The organism is Agromyces albus (assembly GCF_030815405.1).
In the GTDB taxonomy this organism is placed as follows: domain Bacteria; phylum Actinomycetota; class Actinomycetes; order Actinomycetales; family Microbacteriaceae; genus Agromyces; species Agromyces albus_A.
This window is the reverse complement of record NZ_JAUSWX010000001.1, coordinates 1,368,701-1,383,685: the sequence shown is the minus strand read 5'-3', so window position 1 is coordinate 1,383,685 and position 14,985 is coordinate 1,368,701. Positions and strand designations below refer to the sequence as shown.

Annotated in this window: 15 protein-coding genes and 1 pseudogene; 1 reads left to right on the top strand and 15 read right to left on the bottom strand. The window is 69.7% G+C overall.

The genetic code is table 11. The features are described 5' to 3' along the window. Window positions 1–34: 34 nt before the first annotated feature. Together QFZ29_RS06420 and QFZ29_RS06415 are read right to left on the bottom strand one after the other, a co-directional pair. The gene (locus tag QFZ29_RS06420; protein ID WP_306893368.1) at window positions 35–973 is read right to left on the bottom strand and encodes an aminoglycoside phosphotransferase family protein; all 939 of its coding nucleotides are present in this window, start codon (window positions 971–973) and stop codon (window positions 35–37) included. Between the two features lie 38 nt (window positions 974–1,011). Next, on the bottom strand, window positions 1,012–2,007 hold the full coding sequence (locus QFZ29_RS06415; protein WP_306893367.1) for a CHAD domain-containing protein: 996 nt from the start codon (window positions 2,005–2,007) through the stop codon (window positions 1,012–1,014). A 51-nt stretch (window positions 2,008–2,058) separates the two neighbouring features. Here QFZ29_RS06415 and QFZ29_RS06410 point away from each other — a divergent pair, with 51 nt between their 5' ends. Next, window positions 2,059–2,748, top strand: a complete 690-nt coding sequence (locus tag QFZ29_RS06410) for a GNAT family N-acetyltransferase (protein WP_306893366.1) — start codon at window positions 2,059–2,061, stop codon at window positions 2,746–2,748. A gap of 49 nt (window positions 2,749–2,797) precedes the next feature. On the opposite strand, the gene ligD is transcribed toward QFZ29_RS06410, so the two are convergent. The 13 genes and pseudogenes from ligD to QFZ29_RS06345 form a co-directional block, all read right to left on the bottom strand. Next, window positions 2,798–3,688: a non-homologous end-joining DNA ligase gene (gene ligD, locus QFZ29_RS06405; RefSeq protein WP_306893365.1), complete on the bottom strand. Its 891-nt coding sequence runs from the start codon at window positions 3,686–3,688 to the stop codon at window positions 2,798–2,800. 58 nt (window positions 3,689–3,746) lie between these two features. Then, window positions 3,747–4,460: a DUF4166 domain-containing protein gene (locus QFZ29_RS06400; protein WP_306893364.1), complete on the bottom strand. Its 714-nt coding sequence runs from the start codon at window positions 4,458–4,460 to the stop codon at window positions 3,747–3,749. Further along, on the bottom strand, window positions 4,457–5,086 hold the full coding sequence (locus QFZ29_RS06395) for an SRPBCC family protein (RefSeq protein WP_306893363.1): 630 nt from the start codon (window positions 5,084–5,086) through the stop codon (window positions 4,457–4,459). Before QFZ29_RS06395 ends, QFZ29_RS06400 begins: the two co-directional genes overlap by 4 nt. 12 nt (window positions 5,087–5,098) lie before the next feature. Next, a pseudogene (gene der, locus QFZ29_RS06390) lies at window positions 5,099–6,608 on the bottom strand (ribosome biogenesis GTPase Der). Between the two features lie 48 nt (window positions 6,609–6,656). Further along, window positions 6,657–7,349, bottom strand: a complete 693-nt coding sequence (gene cmk, locus QFZ29_RS06385; protein WP_306893362.1) for a (d)CMP kinase — start codon at window positions 7,347–7,349, stop codon at window positions 6,657–6,659. Then, complete coding sequence (locus tag QFZ29_RS06380; protein ID WP_306893361.1) at window positions 7,346–8,428, bottom strand: prephenate dehydrogenase; 1,083 nt, start codon at window positions 8,426–8,428, stop codon at window positions 7,346–7,348. Before QFZ29_RS06380 ends, cmk begins: the two co-directional genes overlap by 4 nt. After that, complete coding sequence (locus QFZ29_RS06375; RefSeq protein ID WP_306893360.1) at window positions 8,410–9,249, bottom strand: pseudouridine synthase; 840 nt, start codon at window positions 9,247–9,249, stop codon at window positions 8,410–8,412. The genes QFZ29_RS06380 and QFZ29_RS06375 overlap by 19 nt, the downstream gene beginning before the upstream one ends. Then, complete coding sequence (gene scpB, locus QFZ29_RS06370) at window positions 9,242–9,949, bottom strand: SMC-Scp complex subunit ScpB (protein WP_306893359.1); 708 nt, start codon at window positions 9,947–9,949, stop codon at window positions 9,242–9,244. The genes QFZ29_RS06375 and scpB overlap by 8 nt, the downstream gene beginning before the upstream one ends. Continuing rightward, entirely contained in the window at window positions 9,939–10,811 is an 873-nt protein-coding gene (locus QFZ29_RS06365; protein ID WP_373426187.1) for a segregation and condensation protein A, read from the bottom strand. The genes scpB and QFZ29_RS06365 overlap by 11 nt, the downstream gene beginning before the upstream one ends. Beyond that, window positions 10,795–11,682, bottom strand: coding sequence for a ParA family protein (locus QFZ29_RS06360; RefSeq protein WP_306893357.1), 888 nt, complete (start codon window positions 11,680–11,682; stop codon window positions 10,795–10,797). Before QFZ29_RS06360 ends, QFZ29_RS06365 begins: the two co-directional genes overlap by 17 nt. Before the next feature lie 40 nt (window positions 11,683–11,722). Further along, entirely contained in the window at window positions 11,723–12,628 is a 906-nt protein-coding gene (gene xerD, locus QFZ29_RS06355) for a site-specific tyrosine recombinase XerD (protein WP_306896635.1), read from the bottom strand. Continuing rightward, window positions 12,625–13,275: an NUDIX domain-containing protein gene (locus tag QFZ29_RS06350; RefSeq protein WP_306893356.1), complete on the bottom strand. Its 651-nt coding sequence runs from the start codon at window positions 13,273–13,275 to the stop codon at window positions 12,625–12,627. Before QFZ29_RS06350 ends, xerD begins: the two co-directional genes overlap by 4 nt. Then, entirely contained in the window at window positions 13,259–14,944 is a 1,686-nt protein-coding gene (locus QFZ29_RS06345) for a CTP synthase (RefSeq protein ID WP_306896633.1), read from the bottom strand. Before QFZ29_RS06345 ends, QFZ29_RS06350 begins: the two co-directional genes overlap by 17 nt. Between the last annotated feature and the right edge of the window lie 41 nt (window positions 14,945–14,985).

The following is a 14,985-nucleotide window of genomic DNA, read 5'->3' as shown; positions in this document are numbered from 1 at the left end:
GGCAGCACGTTCAGGCCTCGTGGAACCGGGCGACTCAAGCGCGCTCGACGGCGCGGAGCACGCCGGTGTACGCCTCGCGATCGGCGGCGCTACCGGCGTCGGCGATCTGCGCGACCGTCGTCAGCATGGCCCAGGCCCGCACGCGTTCGAGGTCCGCGCCGAGCCCGTCGGCCACGGCGTGCAGCAGCTCGGTGCCGCCAATCGGGCCGTGGAACTGTTGCTTGAACAGGAAGTACCCGCCGTCGAAGGCGCGTTCGGCCAGCACCGGTTTGGGGTCGATCAGCAGCCAGGGCTCGCGTACGGCCGTGACGACATTGCTCAAGTGGTTGTCGCGGTTGGCGATCCCGATCTCGTCGGCGTCGGCGTCGGCGTCGGCGTCGGCCAGCGCGTCGCACAGGTCCACGCCGAGCGCGAGTTCGTTCGCCACGTCGGGCGATCGTCCTGCGGCCGTGTCGAAGTGCTCGGCCCAGCCCTTGAGGAGATCGACAGCCTTTGGGGGTTCCGGGTAGTCGGCGGCGGGGACCGGAGTGCGCCAGAGTCGGCGGAAGAGATCGCAGGCGATCGCGAAGCGCTCCCGTGCGGCGTGTTGTTCGCTCAGGCCGGGGAATTCGTGGTCGAGCAGTGCGGTGCCTGGTCGGGCGCGTTCGAGGAGCATCGCGCCGGAGTCGGGGTCGTATTCGAAGAGGCGCACCGCGCCGTCGCCGTCGTAGGCGCGCAGGGCGGTCGGCTCGGATCGGTTCTCCTCGTCGCTCAGATCGACCTTGAGTACGGCCGGGGTGCCGTCGGCCCGGTCGAGCGGCAGCACATAGGCGGTCGTGCCGCCGGTGAAGGGGTCTCCGGCGGGGTGCACGTCCCAAGCCGCGGCGAGGCCGGTGACGGTGGCGGGGAGTGCGTCGACCCAGTCCCGGCCCCGGTCGCCGTACCAGTCGAGGGCCCGTTGACGGACGGTGGCGGGGATCGGCGCGAAGGACATCGCACCAGTATCGGGGAGAACGCGGTTTCGACCCAATGTCAGCGAGACGCCCACTCTTCTTCGGCCCGGCGCAGGTCGTGCACCACCTCGTCGAGCCTGCCGAGCCGATCGACGGCCCGCCGTTCGGCTGCCTCCGCGAGTCGCGCGAGCGCATCGACGGATTCCCTGTCATGCACGGCGTGCGCCGCCGATCGGCGCACCTGCTCAGCGAACAACACCTCGTCGCGGTGGTCGCCGAGCAGGTCATGCAGCTGTTCGCCCGCGGTGGCGAGTGCGAGCACCCGCTCGTCGAACAACGCGACCGGCTCCTCCGTGAGGGCCTCGGCGGCGTACCGCAGGCGCCGGCCCGCCTTCCGCACGCCGTGCAATTGCTCCCGGTCGGCTGATGGGGTGACCCGGGTTGCACGGCGCAGAGCACGGCGAGCCTCCCGTTCGACGAGGTCGCCGAGCACTCCGGTGGCGGGTTCCGCGGCGAGCGGGGTGAGCGGCGGCGCCGCGAGGAACACGGCGAGCTCCACGCGACGGGCGGCTGCACGCGGCATCCGCTGCCGTGCCGCGAATCGCGCGTGCGCGAGCCGATGCGCCTCGAGCTCGGCGTCGATGAGCCGTGCCCGCACGGCCTCGATCCCGTCGGGCGCGACATCGGTCGCATTGAGTGCGACCTCCGATGCCTCGGATGCCTCCGATGCCTCCGATGCCTCCGATGCCTCCGATGCCTCGCGCAGCTCCCGCTCGGCGACCTGCACTCGCACCTCGATATCGCGCACCGTGCCGAGCTCCTTCCCGAACTCCTCATACGTCTGGCGCACCGCCCGGGCGACCGACGCATCGAACAGCGGCGCGTAGGCGGCGAGCACGTTGCGAAGGCGGCGCACGTGCGTCCGCAGCTGGTGCACGGCGTCGGGCTCGTCGGCGAGCGCAGCCGGCTCGAGGGCGTCGAGCCGTTCGCCGATCGCCCGGAGCGCCGTGACGACGGCGCTTCCGGCGTCCGGTTGCGTCACCTGCGCGGCCGAGTGCGTCGTCGGTGCGGCCATGACCACACGCTACGCCCGAGGCATCCGCTCAGCGCCACCATTCCGCCCGATATGGCGGAATCGACGGTCACGCAACCGGGTCGACGGATGTCGGATGCCGCAGCTACCGTGGACATCATGCAACACGTGGCGAGCGACACCGCGACCACCGCCGGCTTCCGCATCGTTCCCGCGAACGAGGCGCCGTTCGGCGATGTCGAAGCCGTCTTCGGCACCAAAGGCGACCCGGCGCACTGCTGGTGCCAGTGGTACAAGATCCCCGGCAGCGATTGGAGCTCGGTCGGCGACGAGCGGCTTCGCGGGCGGCTCGAGGCGCAACTGCATGAGGCCGGTGCCGGTCCTGGTCTCCTCGCCTACGACGGTGAGACCCCGGTGGGCTGGTGCGCAGTCGAGCCCCGCTCGCACCTCATACGCCTCCCGCGCACCCGCATCGTCGCGGGTGGCACGCCGAACCCCGACTTCGGCGACGACTCGATCTGGTCGGTGTCGTGCTTCGTCGTGCCGCGCGCCCACCGCAAGCGCGGCGTCGGGCAGGCGCTCGCCGTCGCCGCGGTCGAGTTCGCGGCTGCGAACGGCGCACGCATCGTCGAGGGCTACGCCGTCGATCCGAACGCGCGCAGCAAGACGCCGGCCAACGAGCTCTTCCCGGGCACCGTGTCGATGTTCGAGAGCGCCGGCTTCACCGAGGTCGCCCGCCCGAAGGCTGATCGGGCGATCATGCAACTGGTCGTCGGTGAGTAACGGGGGTCTTGAACCCGCAACCGGCGATGCCGCAGCCGAATACCGTTGGTCAGCTCGCGCGCCTGAAGCCGTGACGCTCCATGAGGTCGCCGTCGTGCTCGAGGCGGCGCAGCACCTCGTCGGGCCCGAGCTGCGTGACATCTGACACGAGCTCGTCCCACTCACGCGGCGCGGCGACGTGCGGCGCCGCCCTCCCGCGGAGCGTGTACGGTGTGGCCGTCGACCGCGCCGGATGATTCTGGCTCCAGTCGAGGAACACCTTGCCGACCCGCTTCTCCTTGCCGACGTCCGCGACGAGCTCCGGATGCTCAGCCGCGAGCTCCCGCGCGATCTTCCCGACGCTCGCGTGCACGGCCCGCGCTGTCTTCCGTCCGTCGAGTGCCGCATAGAGGTGGATCCCCTTGCTGCCGCTCGTCACGGGCCACGTCTCGAGCGCCTCCTCAGCGAGCCGCGCACGAATGACATGCGCGGCCGCCGCGCAGTCGCCGATATCGGCGCCCTCCCCCGGGTCCAGGTCGATCACGAGCCGGTCGGGATTGCGGATGCCGCCACGCGGACCCACCCGCCACTGCGGCGTATGCAATTCGATCGCCGCTTGGTTCGACATCCACTCGAGCCCGGCGACGTCGTCGATGAACGGATAGGTGACGGTCTTCGCGGGCCTCGACGATCCCGGGTTGGCCGTGAGCGGCATCCGTCGCAGCCATGCCGGCGCGTACTTCGGCGTGTTCTTCTCGAAGAAGCGCATGCCGCCGACGCCATCGGGAAAACGGATGCGCGTCACGGGCCGATCGGCGAGTTGCGGGAGGATGACGTCGGCGACCGTCCGGTAGTAGCCTGCCAGGTCGCCCTTCGTGAAGCCGGTCTCGAACAGCTGCTTCTCGGGATGCGTGATGCGCACGCGCTGGTCGCGGTCTCGTCGGTCACGTGTGCCGGTCATGGCTTCACGCTACGCCGCGGCATCCGAGCCGCAACGCCTTGACCGCCCGTTCAGCGGCTCAATACCTCGGTTCGTGCCGTTTCGGCAGCAGGCGCTGCGGCACCTCTGTTGCGTCGGGGAACTCGCACTCGAACCACCCTTCGTAGCCGAAGAGGAATCCGAACACCCGATTCCGCACTTCGAGCCGCACCCGGTAGACGCCGGCCTCGTCATCGAAACGCTCGCGCAACTCGGCGTACCCCGAGCCCAGCATCGGGAAGCGGAAGTCGAGAGCGCCCTCGCGGAACCGCTGCTGTCCTGATCGAAGCAAGAGCGACCCATCGGCCTCCACCTCGAAGGCCAGATCGACGGCGAGGTGCTGGTGGGTGCCGAGGTAGTCGACGACCGTGCCACGCGCCGGGTCGACGACCATCGTCGCGTCGAACCGGCTCGCACGGCGCCGGCCGGGGATCCGGTACTCCCGCACGAACGTGATCGTCTCGCGCCCGAACGGGTCGAGGTACGCGTGGTTCTCGATCGTGAACGGCACGTCGTGGCCGACATCCGGAATCAGGATGTTCCGCAGGCGCCCGAACTGCAGGAACGGCACTGTCCACCACGGCCCGCGGCGAACGCTCGTCATCACGCCGCGCCCGACGCAGGCATACCCGCCGTCGATCGAGACGCCGAATCGGCGCTGCATCATCGGATGCAGCCGCGCGAATTCATCGCCGAGAGCACGTGGGAAGACCGCGCCGACGGTCGTGACCGCTCGATCGGCTGCCTCGGTCACGGTGCCTCCAAGGTCGCAAGTGATTCGGGTTCGTGCGCGAAGGCGCCCTGCGCGGGCGGTTCTGTCGTGCACCGCGAAGCTCGTGGCCGTTCGCGGTTCCAGATGGCGAGCACGGATGCCGCGGGCCAGCGGTCGGGCTCGACGCCCGTCTCCGCCCAGATCCGCAGGCGATCGAAGCTCCACGCCGTCATCCATCGAACGAGCGGACGGATGAGGCGGTCGGCGAGGCGCCCGAACCCGGGTGTGTAGTCGTAGCCGGTGATGAAGCGCACACCCTCGGCTGTCGGCACGTATCGCCAGTAGCCGCGGCCGTCGCGGAGCGGCGACATCCGATCGTCGGTGTCGAACCGCAGCGCCGACGTACTCGACCCGTCGAGGTGGTGACGTTCGCCGATGGAGGTGCCTGTGCCGCGGATCGTGTGCACCCCGAGCGAACGCTCGTACCGGAAGCGATACCCGCCGCGCTCGAGCGGAGCCTCTGGCACGATCTTCGAGAAGCGCAGGTCCCAGCGGGCGTGCTGCTCAGGATCCTGCGTGAGCTGCCACAGTGTCTCGACATCGGCGCGCACGAGCACCTCGACGTAGATGCCGCGAGAACGCGTTCGTGCGGCGCGAGCTCGCGGCATCCGTGCCTCCTGCTACCGCTGGCGACGTTCGCGCACGCGCATGTTGATGACGATCGGCGATCCCTGGAAGCCGTAGATCTCGCGCAAGCGGCGCATGATGGAAGCGACGGTAACCCGGGTCGAGGAAGCCGGTCGTGAACAGCACGAATGTCGGCGGACGGCTCGCGGCCTGCGTGCCGAACAGGATGCGGGGCTGCTTGCCGCCGCGTACGGGGTGCGGGTGCTCTTGCGTGAGCTCGGTGAGGAACGCGTTGAACTTGCCGGTCGCGATGCGGGTGTCCCACGATTCGAGGGCGAGCTCGAGCGCGGGCACGAGCTTCTCGAGGTGGCGGCCGGTGCGCGCCGAGATGTTCACGCGCGGCGCCCACGCCACGTGGTGCAGGTCTTGCTCGATCTCGCGTTCGAGGTAGCGGCGACGGTCGTCGTCGAGGAGATCCCACTTGTTGAACGCGAGCACGAGTGCGCGGCCCGACTCGAGCACCAGGTCGATGATGCGCACGTCCTGCTCGGAGAGCGGCTGCGAGACGTCGAGCAGCACGACGGCCACCTCGGCCTTCTCGAGGGCCGCCTGGGTGCGAAGCGATGCGTAGAAGTCGGCGCCCTGCTGCAGGTGCACGCGACGACGGATGCCGGCGGTGTCGACGAAGCGCCAGATCTTGCCGCCGAGCTCGATCTGCTCGTCGACGGGGTCGCGAGTGGTGCCCGCGAGCTCGTTCACGACGACGCGCTCTTCGCCGGCGGCCTTGTTGAGCAGGCTCGACTTGCCCACGTTCGGGCGGCCGAGGATCGCGACGCGGCGCGGGCCGCCGAATTCGTCTTTCGCAATCGCCGAGACCTGGGGCAGCACCTTGAAGACGGCCTCGAGCATGTCGGCCACGCCGCGGCCGTGCAGTGCGGAGACCGGGTACGGCTCACCGAGACCGAGGTTCCAGAGCGCTGCGGCCTCGGACTCCTGGCGGGCGTCGTCGACCTTGTTCGCGAGCAGGAACACGGGGCGCTTGGTCTTGCGCAGCAGCCGCACGACGTGCTCGTCGGTGGACGTCGCGCCGACGGTGGCATCGACGACGAAGAGCACGACGTCGGCGAGGTCGATCGCGACCTCGGCCTGGGCCGCGACGGATGCGTCGATGCCCTTCGCGTCAGGCTCCCAGCCGCCGGTGTCGACGAGCGTGAAGCGCCGGTCGAGCCACTCGCCCTTGTAGGCCACGCGGTCGCGCGTGACGCCGGGGGTGTCTTCGACCACGGCCTCGCGGCGACCGAGGATGCGGTTCACGAGCGCCGACTTGCCCACGTTCGGGCGACCGACGATCGCGATGACCGGCAGCGCGGGGAGGTAGCGGATGCCCTCCTCACCCTCCTCGGAGATCTCGAGCACGTCGAGGTCGTCTTCGTCGAGCTCGTAGTCGGCAAGGCCGGAGCGGAGCGCTGCGGCGCGCTGTTCGGCGAGTCCCTCATCGACGTCTGCGAGCCGCTCGGCGAGGTCGTCGTCGGGAGCGTCGAATTCTTCGCTCTGGTCGGTCATGGTGTCTCCTCTGAAGTCTGGATGCGCTCGGCCGCCACCTGCGGTGGGCTACTCGACCATCTGCGGCTGCGCGGTGCGGATGACGCCGATCACGGCCTCGACGGTCTGGTCGAAGTCGAGATCCGTCGAATCGACGGTGGTCACTCCCTCGGCGGCGGTCATGAAGTCGACGACCTTCGAGTCGGCCTGATCGCGCCTGCGCAGCTGCTCCCCCGCGGCATCGGCCGATGGACCGACGAGCTCAGCGGAGCGCCTCGCTATTCTAACCGCCTCCGACGCGGTAAGGAGAATCCGCACGGGCGCATCGGGGGCGACGACCGTCGTGATGTCCCGTCCCTCCACCACGATGCCGGGCTTCGACGTTGTCGCCATGCTGGCCCGGAAGAGCTCGATAAGGTGCGCCCGCACCTCGGGCACGCGCGCCACACGGCTCACGACCGCCGAGATGGCGGGGTCGCGGATCGCCTCCGTCACGTCGACGTCGCCGACGTGCACGGCGTAGCCGGCCGGGTCGGTTCCGATGCGGTAGTGGAAGCTCGAGAGCGATGAGATGACGGATGCCGCGTCATCCGTATCGGCCCCGATGGCCAACGCATGCCACGCGAGCGCGCGATATGCGGCCCCCGTGTCGAGGAAGCCGAACCCGAGCCGGCGCGCGACCTCCTTCGAGATGCTCGACTTGCCGCTTCCGGCGGGGCCGTCGACGGCGACCACGAACGGGATGACGGGTGACACGTTCAACCTGCAATCCGCCAGCCGCGTGCGGCCAGCTCATCGGTGAGGCGCTCGAGCACCTCGGGAAGCACGGAGATCTCGGCGAGGCCGACCTGAGCGCCCGGCGAGTGCTCGAGGCGCAAGTCCTCGATATTCGCGCCGGCGTCGCCGACATCGTTGAAGAGGCGAGCGAGCTGCCCGGGGCGGTCTTCCACCATGACGATGAGGCTCGCGTAGCGGTGATCGACACCGTGCTTGCCCGGCAGCCGCTCGACGCCCGTGTTGCCGCCGAAGAGCTCCTCGGCGATGCGGCGGCGCGCGCCAGGGGCGTCCATGTTGTCGAGCGCGTCGATGAAGCGGTCGAGGTCGTCGCGGTAGCCGCGGAGGATGTCGGCGACGGGGGCCGCGTTCTGCCCGAGGATCTGCACCCACAGCTCGGGATCGCTCGCCGCGACGCGCGTGATGTCGCGGAGGCCCTGCCCTGCGAGGTTCACCGAGGAGTGCGGCGCGTCGATGAGGCGGCGTGCCATAAGGCTCGACACCACTTGCGGCACGTGCGAGACGAGCGCGACCGCCCGGTCGTGCTGCTCGGGCGTGAGCTCGACGAGCGTGGCGCCGAGATCGAGGATGAGATCGTCGATCGCCGAGCCGTCTTGGTACGACATGCCGCCGTGCGCCGCGACGACCCACGGCCGCCCGACGAAGAGGTCGGCGCGGCCCGACATGGGCCCGCCGCGTTCCCGGCCGGCCATCGGGTGCGTGCCGATGTAGCGGGAGAGGTCGGCGCCGCGCGCGGCGAGGTCGTCGTAGACGGCGAGCTTCACGCTCGCGACATCCGTGACGATCGCCTCAGGGTATGCCTCGAGCTCGGCTGCGACGACGTCAGCGGTGACGTCGGGCGGCACGCACACGACCACGAGCTGCGGCCGGTCGCCGGGCAGGGCGGCGCGGCCGGCCCCATAATCGACAGCGATCGCGAGATGCGTGGGCGACGCGTCGGCGAGGATGACGTCGATGCCCTTGGCGCGGAGCCCCAAGCCGATGCTCGCACCGAGCAGACCGACGCCGACGACGCGCACCGGCCCGGTCAGGCGTGATTCGGCCACGACTCTCCTTCTCCCGAGCCGTCGCTGCCCTTCTGGCCAGCGTCCGCGGCGCGAGAGATGGTGAGCAGCTGGCCGAGTTCCACTTTAGTCAACTCGCGCATGGCGCCCGATTTCAACGTTCCGAGATTGAGCGGCCCGAAGCTGCGTCGCACCAGATCGACGACCGGGTGCCCCACGGCGTCGAGCATGCGCCGCACGATGCGATTGCGGCCCGAGTGCAGCGTGAGTTCGACCATCGAGTGCCGGTCGTCGCCCTGCTGCTGCAGGATGCGCGCGCGGTCGGCCTTGATGAATCCGTCGTCGAGCTCGATGCCGTTCTTCAGCTGCTGTACGACCTGGGGCGTCACCCGGCCCCGCACCTTGGCGATGTAGGTCTTCGAGACGCCGAACGAGGGATGGGCGAGCACGTGCGCGAGCTCGCCGTCGTTCGTGAGGATGAGCAGGCCGCTCGTCTCGGCGTCGAGGCGGCCAACGTTGAACACGCGGTCCTCGAGGTCGGCGGTGAATTGCGTGAGGTCGGGACGGCCCTGTTCGTCGCGCATCGTCGAGACGACGCCGCGCGGCTTGTTGAGCATGTAGTAGCGCTTCGCCGCGTCGAGCTGCACGGCCACTCCGTCGACGGCGACGAGGTCGGTGGTCGGGTCGATGCGGTTGCCGAGCTCGGTGACGATGCGGCCGTTCACCTGCACGCGCCCGGCGACGATGAGCTCTTCGGAGACGCGGCGTGAGGCGACTCCCGCGGCGGCGAGCACCTTCTGCAGGCGTACGCCCTCGGGTGCGTCGGCGCCCGGGCTGGTGCCCTTGTCGGGTGCGTCAGTCAAGATCGAATCCTTCCTGGCCGTCGTCGAGCAACGGCGAGATGTGCGGCAGCTCGTCGAGCGAGTTGATGCCGAGGTTGGTGAGCAGCAGTTCGGTGGTGCCGTAGAGGATCGCGCCCGTCTCGGGGTCGCTCGACACCTCGGTGACGAGGCCGCGACCGAGCAGGGTGCGCACGACGGAGTCGACGTTCACGGCGCGGATCGAGGCGATCGACGACCGCGAGATGGGCTGCTTGTAGGCGATCACCGAGAGGGTCTCGAGCGCTGCTTGCGAGAGTCGCGTCGACGATTGGGTGAGCACGAACTCGGCGACGAGCGCGTCGTACTCGCCGCGCACGTAGAAGCGCCATCCGCCGCCCACCTCGCGAAGTTCGAAGCCGCGACGGATGCCGCGAGCCATCGCCTCTTCGGCGGCGACGTCGGTGCGCGGCTCCCCTGACGTCCCCATGCCGTCGTAGTCGGCACGAAGCCGCGCGATCGCGGCGCGCACCTCCGCCACGGGACGCGCGACGGCCGCCGCGAGGTGCACGACGCTCTGCGGCTCGTCGGCGATGAACAGGATCGCCTCGAGCGCCCGATCGAGGTCGAGCTGCGGCTGGCCCGGCACGTCGAGCGGCGTCGAGATGGAGAGCTCGGGTCCGTCGCTCTCGGCGACACCGCGCACGCCATCGACATCGGTCGCGGCATCCGTCTCACTCGTCATAATCCGCTCCAAGGCTTTCGAGGTTGTCATCAGTCCAGGTCTCTGCAGCCCACCGCAGGGTCAGCTCGCCGAGCGGCTCGATCTGCTCGAAACCGATGGCCGCGTGACGGTAGAGCTCGAGCACCGCGAGGAACCGCGCCACGACCACGCCAGGCTGGCCGACCCCCGCGATGAGCTCCCGGAAGGTCACGGGGTCGCCGCGCCGCAGGATCGACACGACATGGGCCGCTTGCTCGCGGATCGACACGAGCGGCGCGTGCAAGTGGTCGAGCCCGACGACGGGGATCTCCCTCGGCGTGAGCGCGAGGGTGGCCAAGGCTGCGAAGTCCTCGGCGCTGAGCGTCCAGACGAGCTCGGGCGAACGCTGGCGGAACTGTTCCTCGAGCCGCACGTTGCGGGGATGCCGCGACGACTCGGCTTCGAGGTGCGTGGAGAACCAGCGCGCCACCTCCTTGAAGGCGCGGTACTGGAGCAGGCGGGCGAAGAGCAGGTCGCGGGCCTCGAGGAGTGCGACGTCTTCGGCGTCGACGAGTTCGCCTTGCGGCAGCAGCCCGGCGACCTTCAGGTCGAGCAGGGTCGCCGCGACCACGAGGAACTCCGACGCACGGTCGAGCTCCTCCTCGGAGTCGACACCGCGCAGGTAGGAGATGAACTCGTCGGTCACCGCCGAGAGCGAGACCTCGGTGATGTCGAGCTCATGCTTCGCGATGAGCGAGAGCAACAGGTCGAACGGGCCCTCGAAGTTCGAGAGGGCGACCCGGAATCCCGCGTCGGATGCCTCGGCCGCGCCATCTTCTCCGGTCCCCGTCGCGCCGGGCACGCGTTCCTCGGAAGCCGAAGCCGCCTCAGGCGACCGCGCCACGGAAGACCAGCTCCCTGGCGAGCTGCCGGTACGCCTTCGACGCTTGGTGCTCGGGGGCGAACTCGGTGATGGGGGTCGCGGCGACCGTGGCATCGGGGAACTTCACGGTGCGCGTGATAACGGTCTCGAGCACTTGCTCGCCGAAGGCGTCGACGACCCGCTCGAGCACCTCGCGCGAGTGCAGCGTGCGTGCGTCGTACATCGTCGCGAGGATGCCGTCGAGCTCGATCGCGGGGTTCAGCCGGTCGCGCACCTTGTCGATGGTCTCGATGAGCAGCGCCACGCCGCGCAGGGCGAAGTACTCGCACTCGAGCGGAATGACGACGCCGTGGCTCGCGGTGAGCGCGTTGACGGTGAGCAGGCCGAGCGAGGGCTGGCAGTCGATGAGGATGACGTCGTAGTCGGCGGCGACACGGCGCAGCACCCCCGCGAGGATCTGCTCTCGGGCGACCTCGTTGACGAGATGCACCTCGGCGGCCGAGAGATCGATGTTCGCCGGGATCACGTCGAGGTTCGCGGTGCCGGTCTGCTGGATCGCGTCAGCCGGTTCGAACTTTCGCGACAGCAGCAGGTCGTAGATCGTGGGTACGTCGTGCGTCGGCACGCCGAGCCCCGCCGAGAGCGCGCCCTGCGGGTCGAAGTCGACCGCGAGCACCCGGCGGCCGGCCTCGGCGAGCGTGGCGCCGAGGTTGATGGTCGTCGTCGTCTTGCCGACGCCGCCCTTCTGGTTGCAGAGGGCGATGATGCGAGCGGGCCCGTGCGACGTGAGCGGCGCGGGCTCGGGGAAATCGCGGTGGGTGCGACCCGTGGGACCGAGCTCCGGCTCCAGCGAAGCGATTCCGTCCGCTGGATCGTGCGTCTGGTACGTCACGTGTCGTCTTCTCTCCTGTCGGGCGTGTGCTTGGTCGATTCTAGCGAGCGCGGGGGTGGGCCGCGGTGTACATCTCCCGGAGTGTGTCAGCTGTGACGAGCGTGTAGATCTGCGTGGTCGCCACCGATGAGTGGCCGAGCAGCTCCTGCACGACGCGCACATCGGCTCCGCCTTCGAGCAGATGCGTCGCGAACGAGTGCCGCAGGGTGTGCGGGGAGACGGATGCCGCGAGCCCGGCCCGCTCGGCGGCGCGGTGGATCGACGACCAGGCGGACTGTCGCGACATCCGCCTCCCGCGAAGCCCGAGGAAGAGCGCGGGCGTGGAGGTGCCGCGCATCGAGAGCAGCGGGCGCGCCCGCACGAGGTACGCGTCGACGGCGCGCCGGGCGTAGCTGCCGAGGGGCACGATGCGTTGCTTGCCGCCCTTGCCGAAGAGGCGGATCACCTCGTCGTCCACGAGGTCGTCGACGTTCAGGGACACGGCTTCGGAGACGCGTGCGCCGGTGGCGTAGAGCAGCTCGAGCAGGGCGGTGTCGCGCAGCTCCGCGACCTCCTCGCCGCCGGCCGCGGCGATGAGCGCCTCGACGTCTTCGATCGGGATCGCCTTGGGCAGCCGCATGGGCAGCTTCGGTGGGCGCAGGTCGCGCGAGACATCGGTGGGGATCGTTCCCTCTTCGGTGAGGAAGCGGTGCAGGCCCCGCACGGCCGAGAGCACTCGCGCGATCGACGACGTCGCGAGCGGCGGCACTCGCTCGGACCCGAGGAAGCGCACGAAGTCGGCGAGGTCCTGCTCGGTCGCGGCGCCCGGGCCGTCGAGGCCGCGGGCGAGCAGCCACTCGGCGTAGATCGCGAGGTCGCGCCGGTACGAGGTGATGGTGTTGCGCGCGAGGCCGCGTTCCACGGCGAGGTGCCGCAGGTACTCGTCGACCGGCGTCGCCGGGGTCATGGCGCTGCGGGCTCCCGCCGCGGGGTCGATCGGCCCGGCCACGCGGCATCCGCGGGCCCGAGGCTCTGCCATGCACGGGTTCGCGCGGTGTGCGCGGCGAGCACCCCGATCGCGAGCGAGGGGTTCTGCAGGCGGCGCGAGAGCACGGCATCGACGCACTCGTCGAGCGGCACCCAGCGGATCTCCATGTCGGCCTCCTCGTCTTCGCGGGCGAAGACGTCGGCGGTCGCGGTGAGTCCGCGTGCGAGGTAGATGCGGATCGCCTCGTCGCTGCCGCCTGGCGAGGTGAAGAAGTCGACGAGCACGGCCCACTCGGATGCCTCGAGGTCGGCCTCCTCGGCGAGCTCGCGCTTCGCCGCGGCGAGCGGATCCTCCCCGTGCACGTCGAGCAGCCCCGCGGGGATCTCCCATTCGCGAGTGCGCACCGGATGCCGGTACTGCTTGATCAGGAACGCGCGGTCGTCGTCGTCGAGCGCGAGCACCGCGACGGCGCCGGGGTGATCGACGTACTCGCGCTCGATGCGTGCGCCGCCGAGCTCGAACGCGTCACGGCGGACGTCCCAGACGCGCCCGTCGAACACCCGCTCGCTGCCGAGCAGGGGCACGTCGACCGGCTCGTCGGCGAGCGGTTCAGCCACGGTTGACATCGAACAGGAGGCTCGCACGCTGACGCTCGAGCGCCGCGCCGACGAGTCCGCGGAAGAGCGGGTGCGCGTCGTTCGGCCGGCTGCGGAGCTCGGGATGGGCCTGCGTGCCGACGTAGAACGGGTGCACGTCGCGGGGCAGCTCGACGAACTCGACGAGGTGCCGGTCGGGTGACATGCCCGAGAACTCGAGGCCCGCTTCGGCGATGCGGTCGCGGAAGGAGTTGTTGACCTCGTAGCGGTGGCGGTGGCGCTCGGAGACCTCCGATGAGCCGTAGAGCTCGGCGGCGAGGGAGCCCTCGGTGAGCTTCGCCGGGTACAGCCCGAGGCGCATGGTGCCGCCGAGGTCTCCACCCGCGATGATCTCGACCTGCTCCTCCATCGTCGCGATCACCGGGAACTGGGTGTCGGGGTCGAACTCGCTCGACGAGGCGCCGGGGAGTCCGACGACGTTGCGGGAGTACTCGATGACCATGCACTGCAGGCCGAGGCAGAGGCCGAGCGCCGGAAGGCCGTTCTCACGGGCGAAGCGCAATGCGCCGAGCTTGCCCTCGATGCCGCGCACGCCGAACCCGCCGGGCACGCAGATGCCGTCGAGGTGGGCGAGGTGCTTCTGGGCGCCCTCGGGCGTCTGGCACTCGTCGGAGGGGATCCACTCGAGGTTGACCTTGGTGTCGTTCGCGAAACCGCCGGCACGCAACGCCTCGGTGACCGAGAGGTAGGCGTCGGGCAGGTCGATGTACTTGCCCACGAGGCCGATCGTGACCTCGTGCTTCGGCTCGTGCACGACGCGGAGCAGATCGCGCCACCCCGACCAGTCGACGTCGTCGGCCTCGAGTCCGAGCGACTCGATGATGTAGGCGTCGAGTCCCTGCTCGTGGAGCATCGTGGGGATGTCGTAGATGCTCGCCACGTCGACGGCGTTCACGACGGCGGCCTCGTCGACGTCGCACATGAGCGCGATCTTCCGCTTGTTCGCCTCGGTCACCGGACGGTCGCTGCGGAGCACGAGTGCGTCGGGCTGGATGCCGATCGAGCGGAGCGCTGCGACGGAGTGCTGGGTGGGCTTCGTCTTCTGCTCGCCCGACGCACCCATGTAGGGTACGAGCGAGACGTGCACGAAGAACACGTTCTTGCGGCCGAGCTCATGGCGCACCTGGCGGGCCGACTCGATGAACGGCTGCGATTCGATGTCACCGACGGTGCCGCCGATCTCGGTGATGATGACGTCGGGCTTCGGCGTCTCGGCGGCCTGCAGGCGCATGCGGCGCTTGATCTCGTCGGTGATGTGCGGAATGACCTGCACGGTGTCGCCGAGGTATTCGCCGCGGCGCTCCTTGGCGATCACGGTCGAGTAGATCTGGCCGGTGGTGACGTTCGCCGCCTGGCTGAGGTTGATGTCGAGGAAGCGCTCGTAGTGCCCGATGTCGAGGTCGGTCTCGGCGCCGTCGTCGGTCACGAAGACCTCGCCGTGCTGGAACGGGTTCATCGTGCCCGGATCGACGTTGAGATACGGGTCGAGTTTCTGCATGACGACCCGCAATCCGCGGGCCGTCAGGAGATTGCCCAGGCTTGCGGCCGTGAGACCCTTGCCCAACGAAGAAACGACACCACCCGTCACAAAGATGTGCTTGGTCGTGTCGTTCGAATTGTCTCTGCCGCGTTGATCCACCACGGGCTTATAGTCTAACCGACGTTCTCGATCGTTCCGCA

Coding starts and splice junctions, on each gene's coding strand:
- QFZ29_RS06410 (WP_306893366.1), top strand. CDS start 2,059: ATGGCGGAATCGACGGTCACGCAACCGGGTCGACGGATGTCGGATGCC.
- xerD (WP_306896635.1), bottom strand. CDS start 12,628: ATGACCCCGGCGACGCCGGTCGACGAGTACCTGCGGCACCTCGCCGTG.
- ligD (WP_306893365.1), bottom strand. CDS start 3,688: ATGACCGGCACACGTGACCGACGAGACCGCGACCAGCGCGTGCGCATC.
- QFZ29_RS06415 (WP_306893367.1), bottom strand. CDS start 2,007: ATGGCCGCACCGACGACGCACTCGGCCGCGCAGGTGACGCAACCGGAC.
- scpB (WP_306893359.1), bottom strand. CDS start 9,949: ATGACGAGTGAGACGGATGCCGCGACCGATGTCGATGGCGTGCGCGGT.
- QFZ29_RS06420 (WP_306893368.1), bottom strand. CDS start 973: ATGTCCTTCGCGCCGATCCCCGCCACCGTCCGTCAACGGGCCCTCGAC.
- QFZ29_RS06395 (WP_306893363.1), bottom strand. CDS start 5,086: ATGCCGCGAGCTCGCGCCGCACGAACGCGTTCTCGCGGCATCTACGTC.
- QFZ29_RS06350 (WP_306893356.1), bottom strand. CDS start 13,275: ATGTCAACCGTGGCTGAACCGCTCGCCGACGAGCCGGTCGACGTGCCC.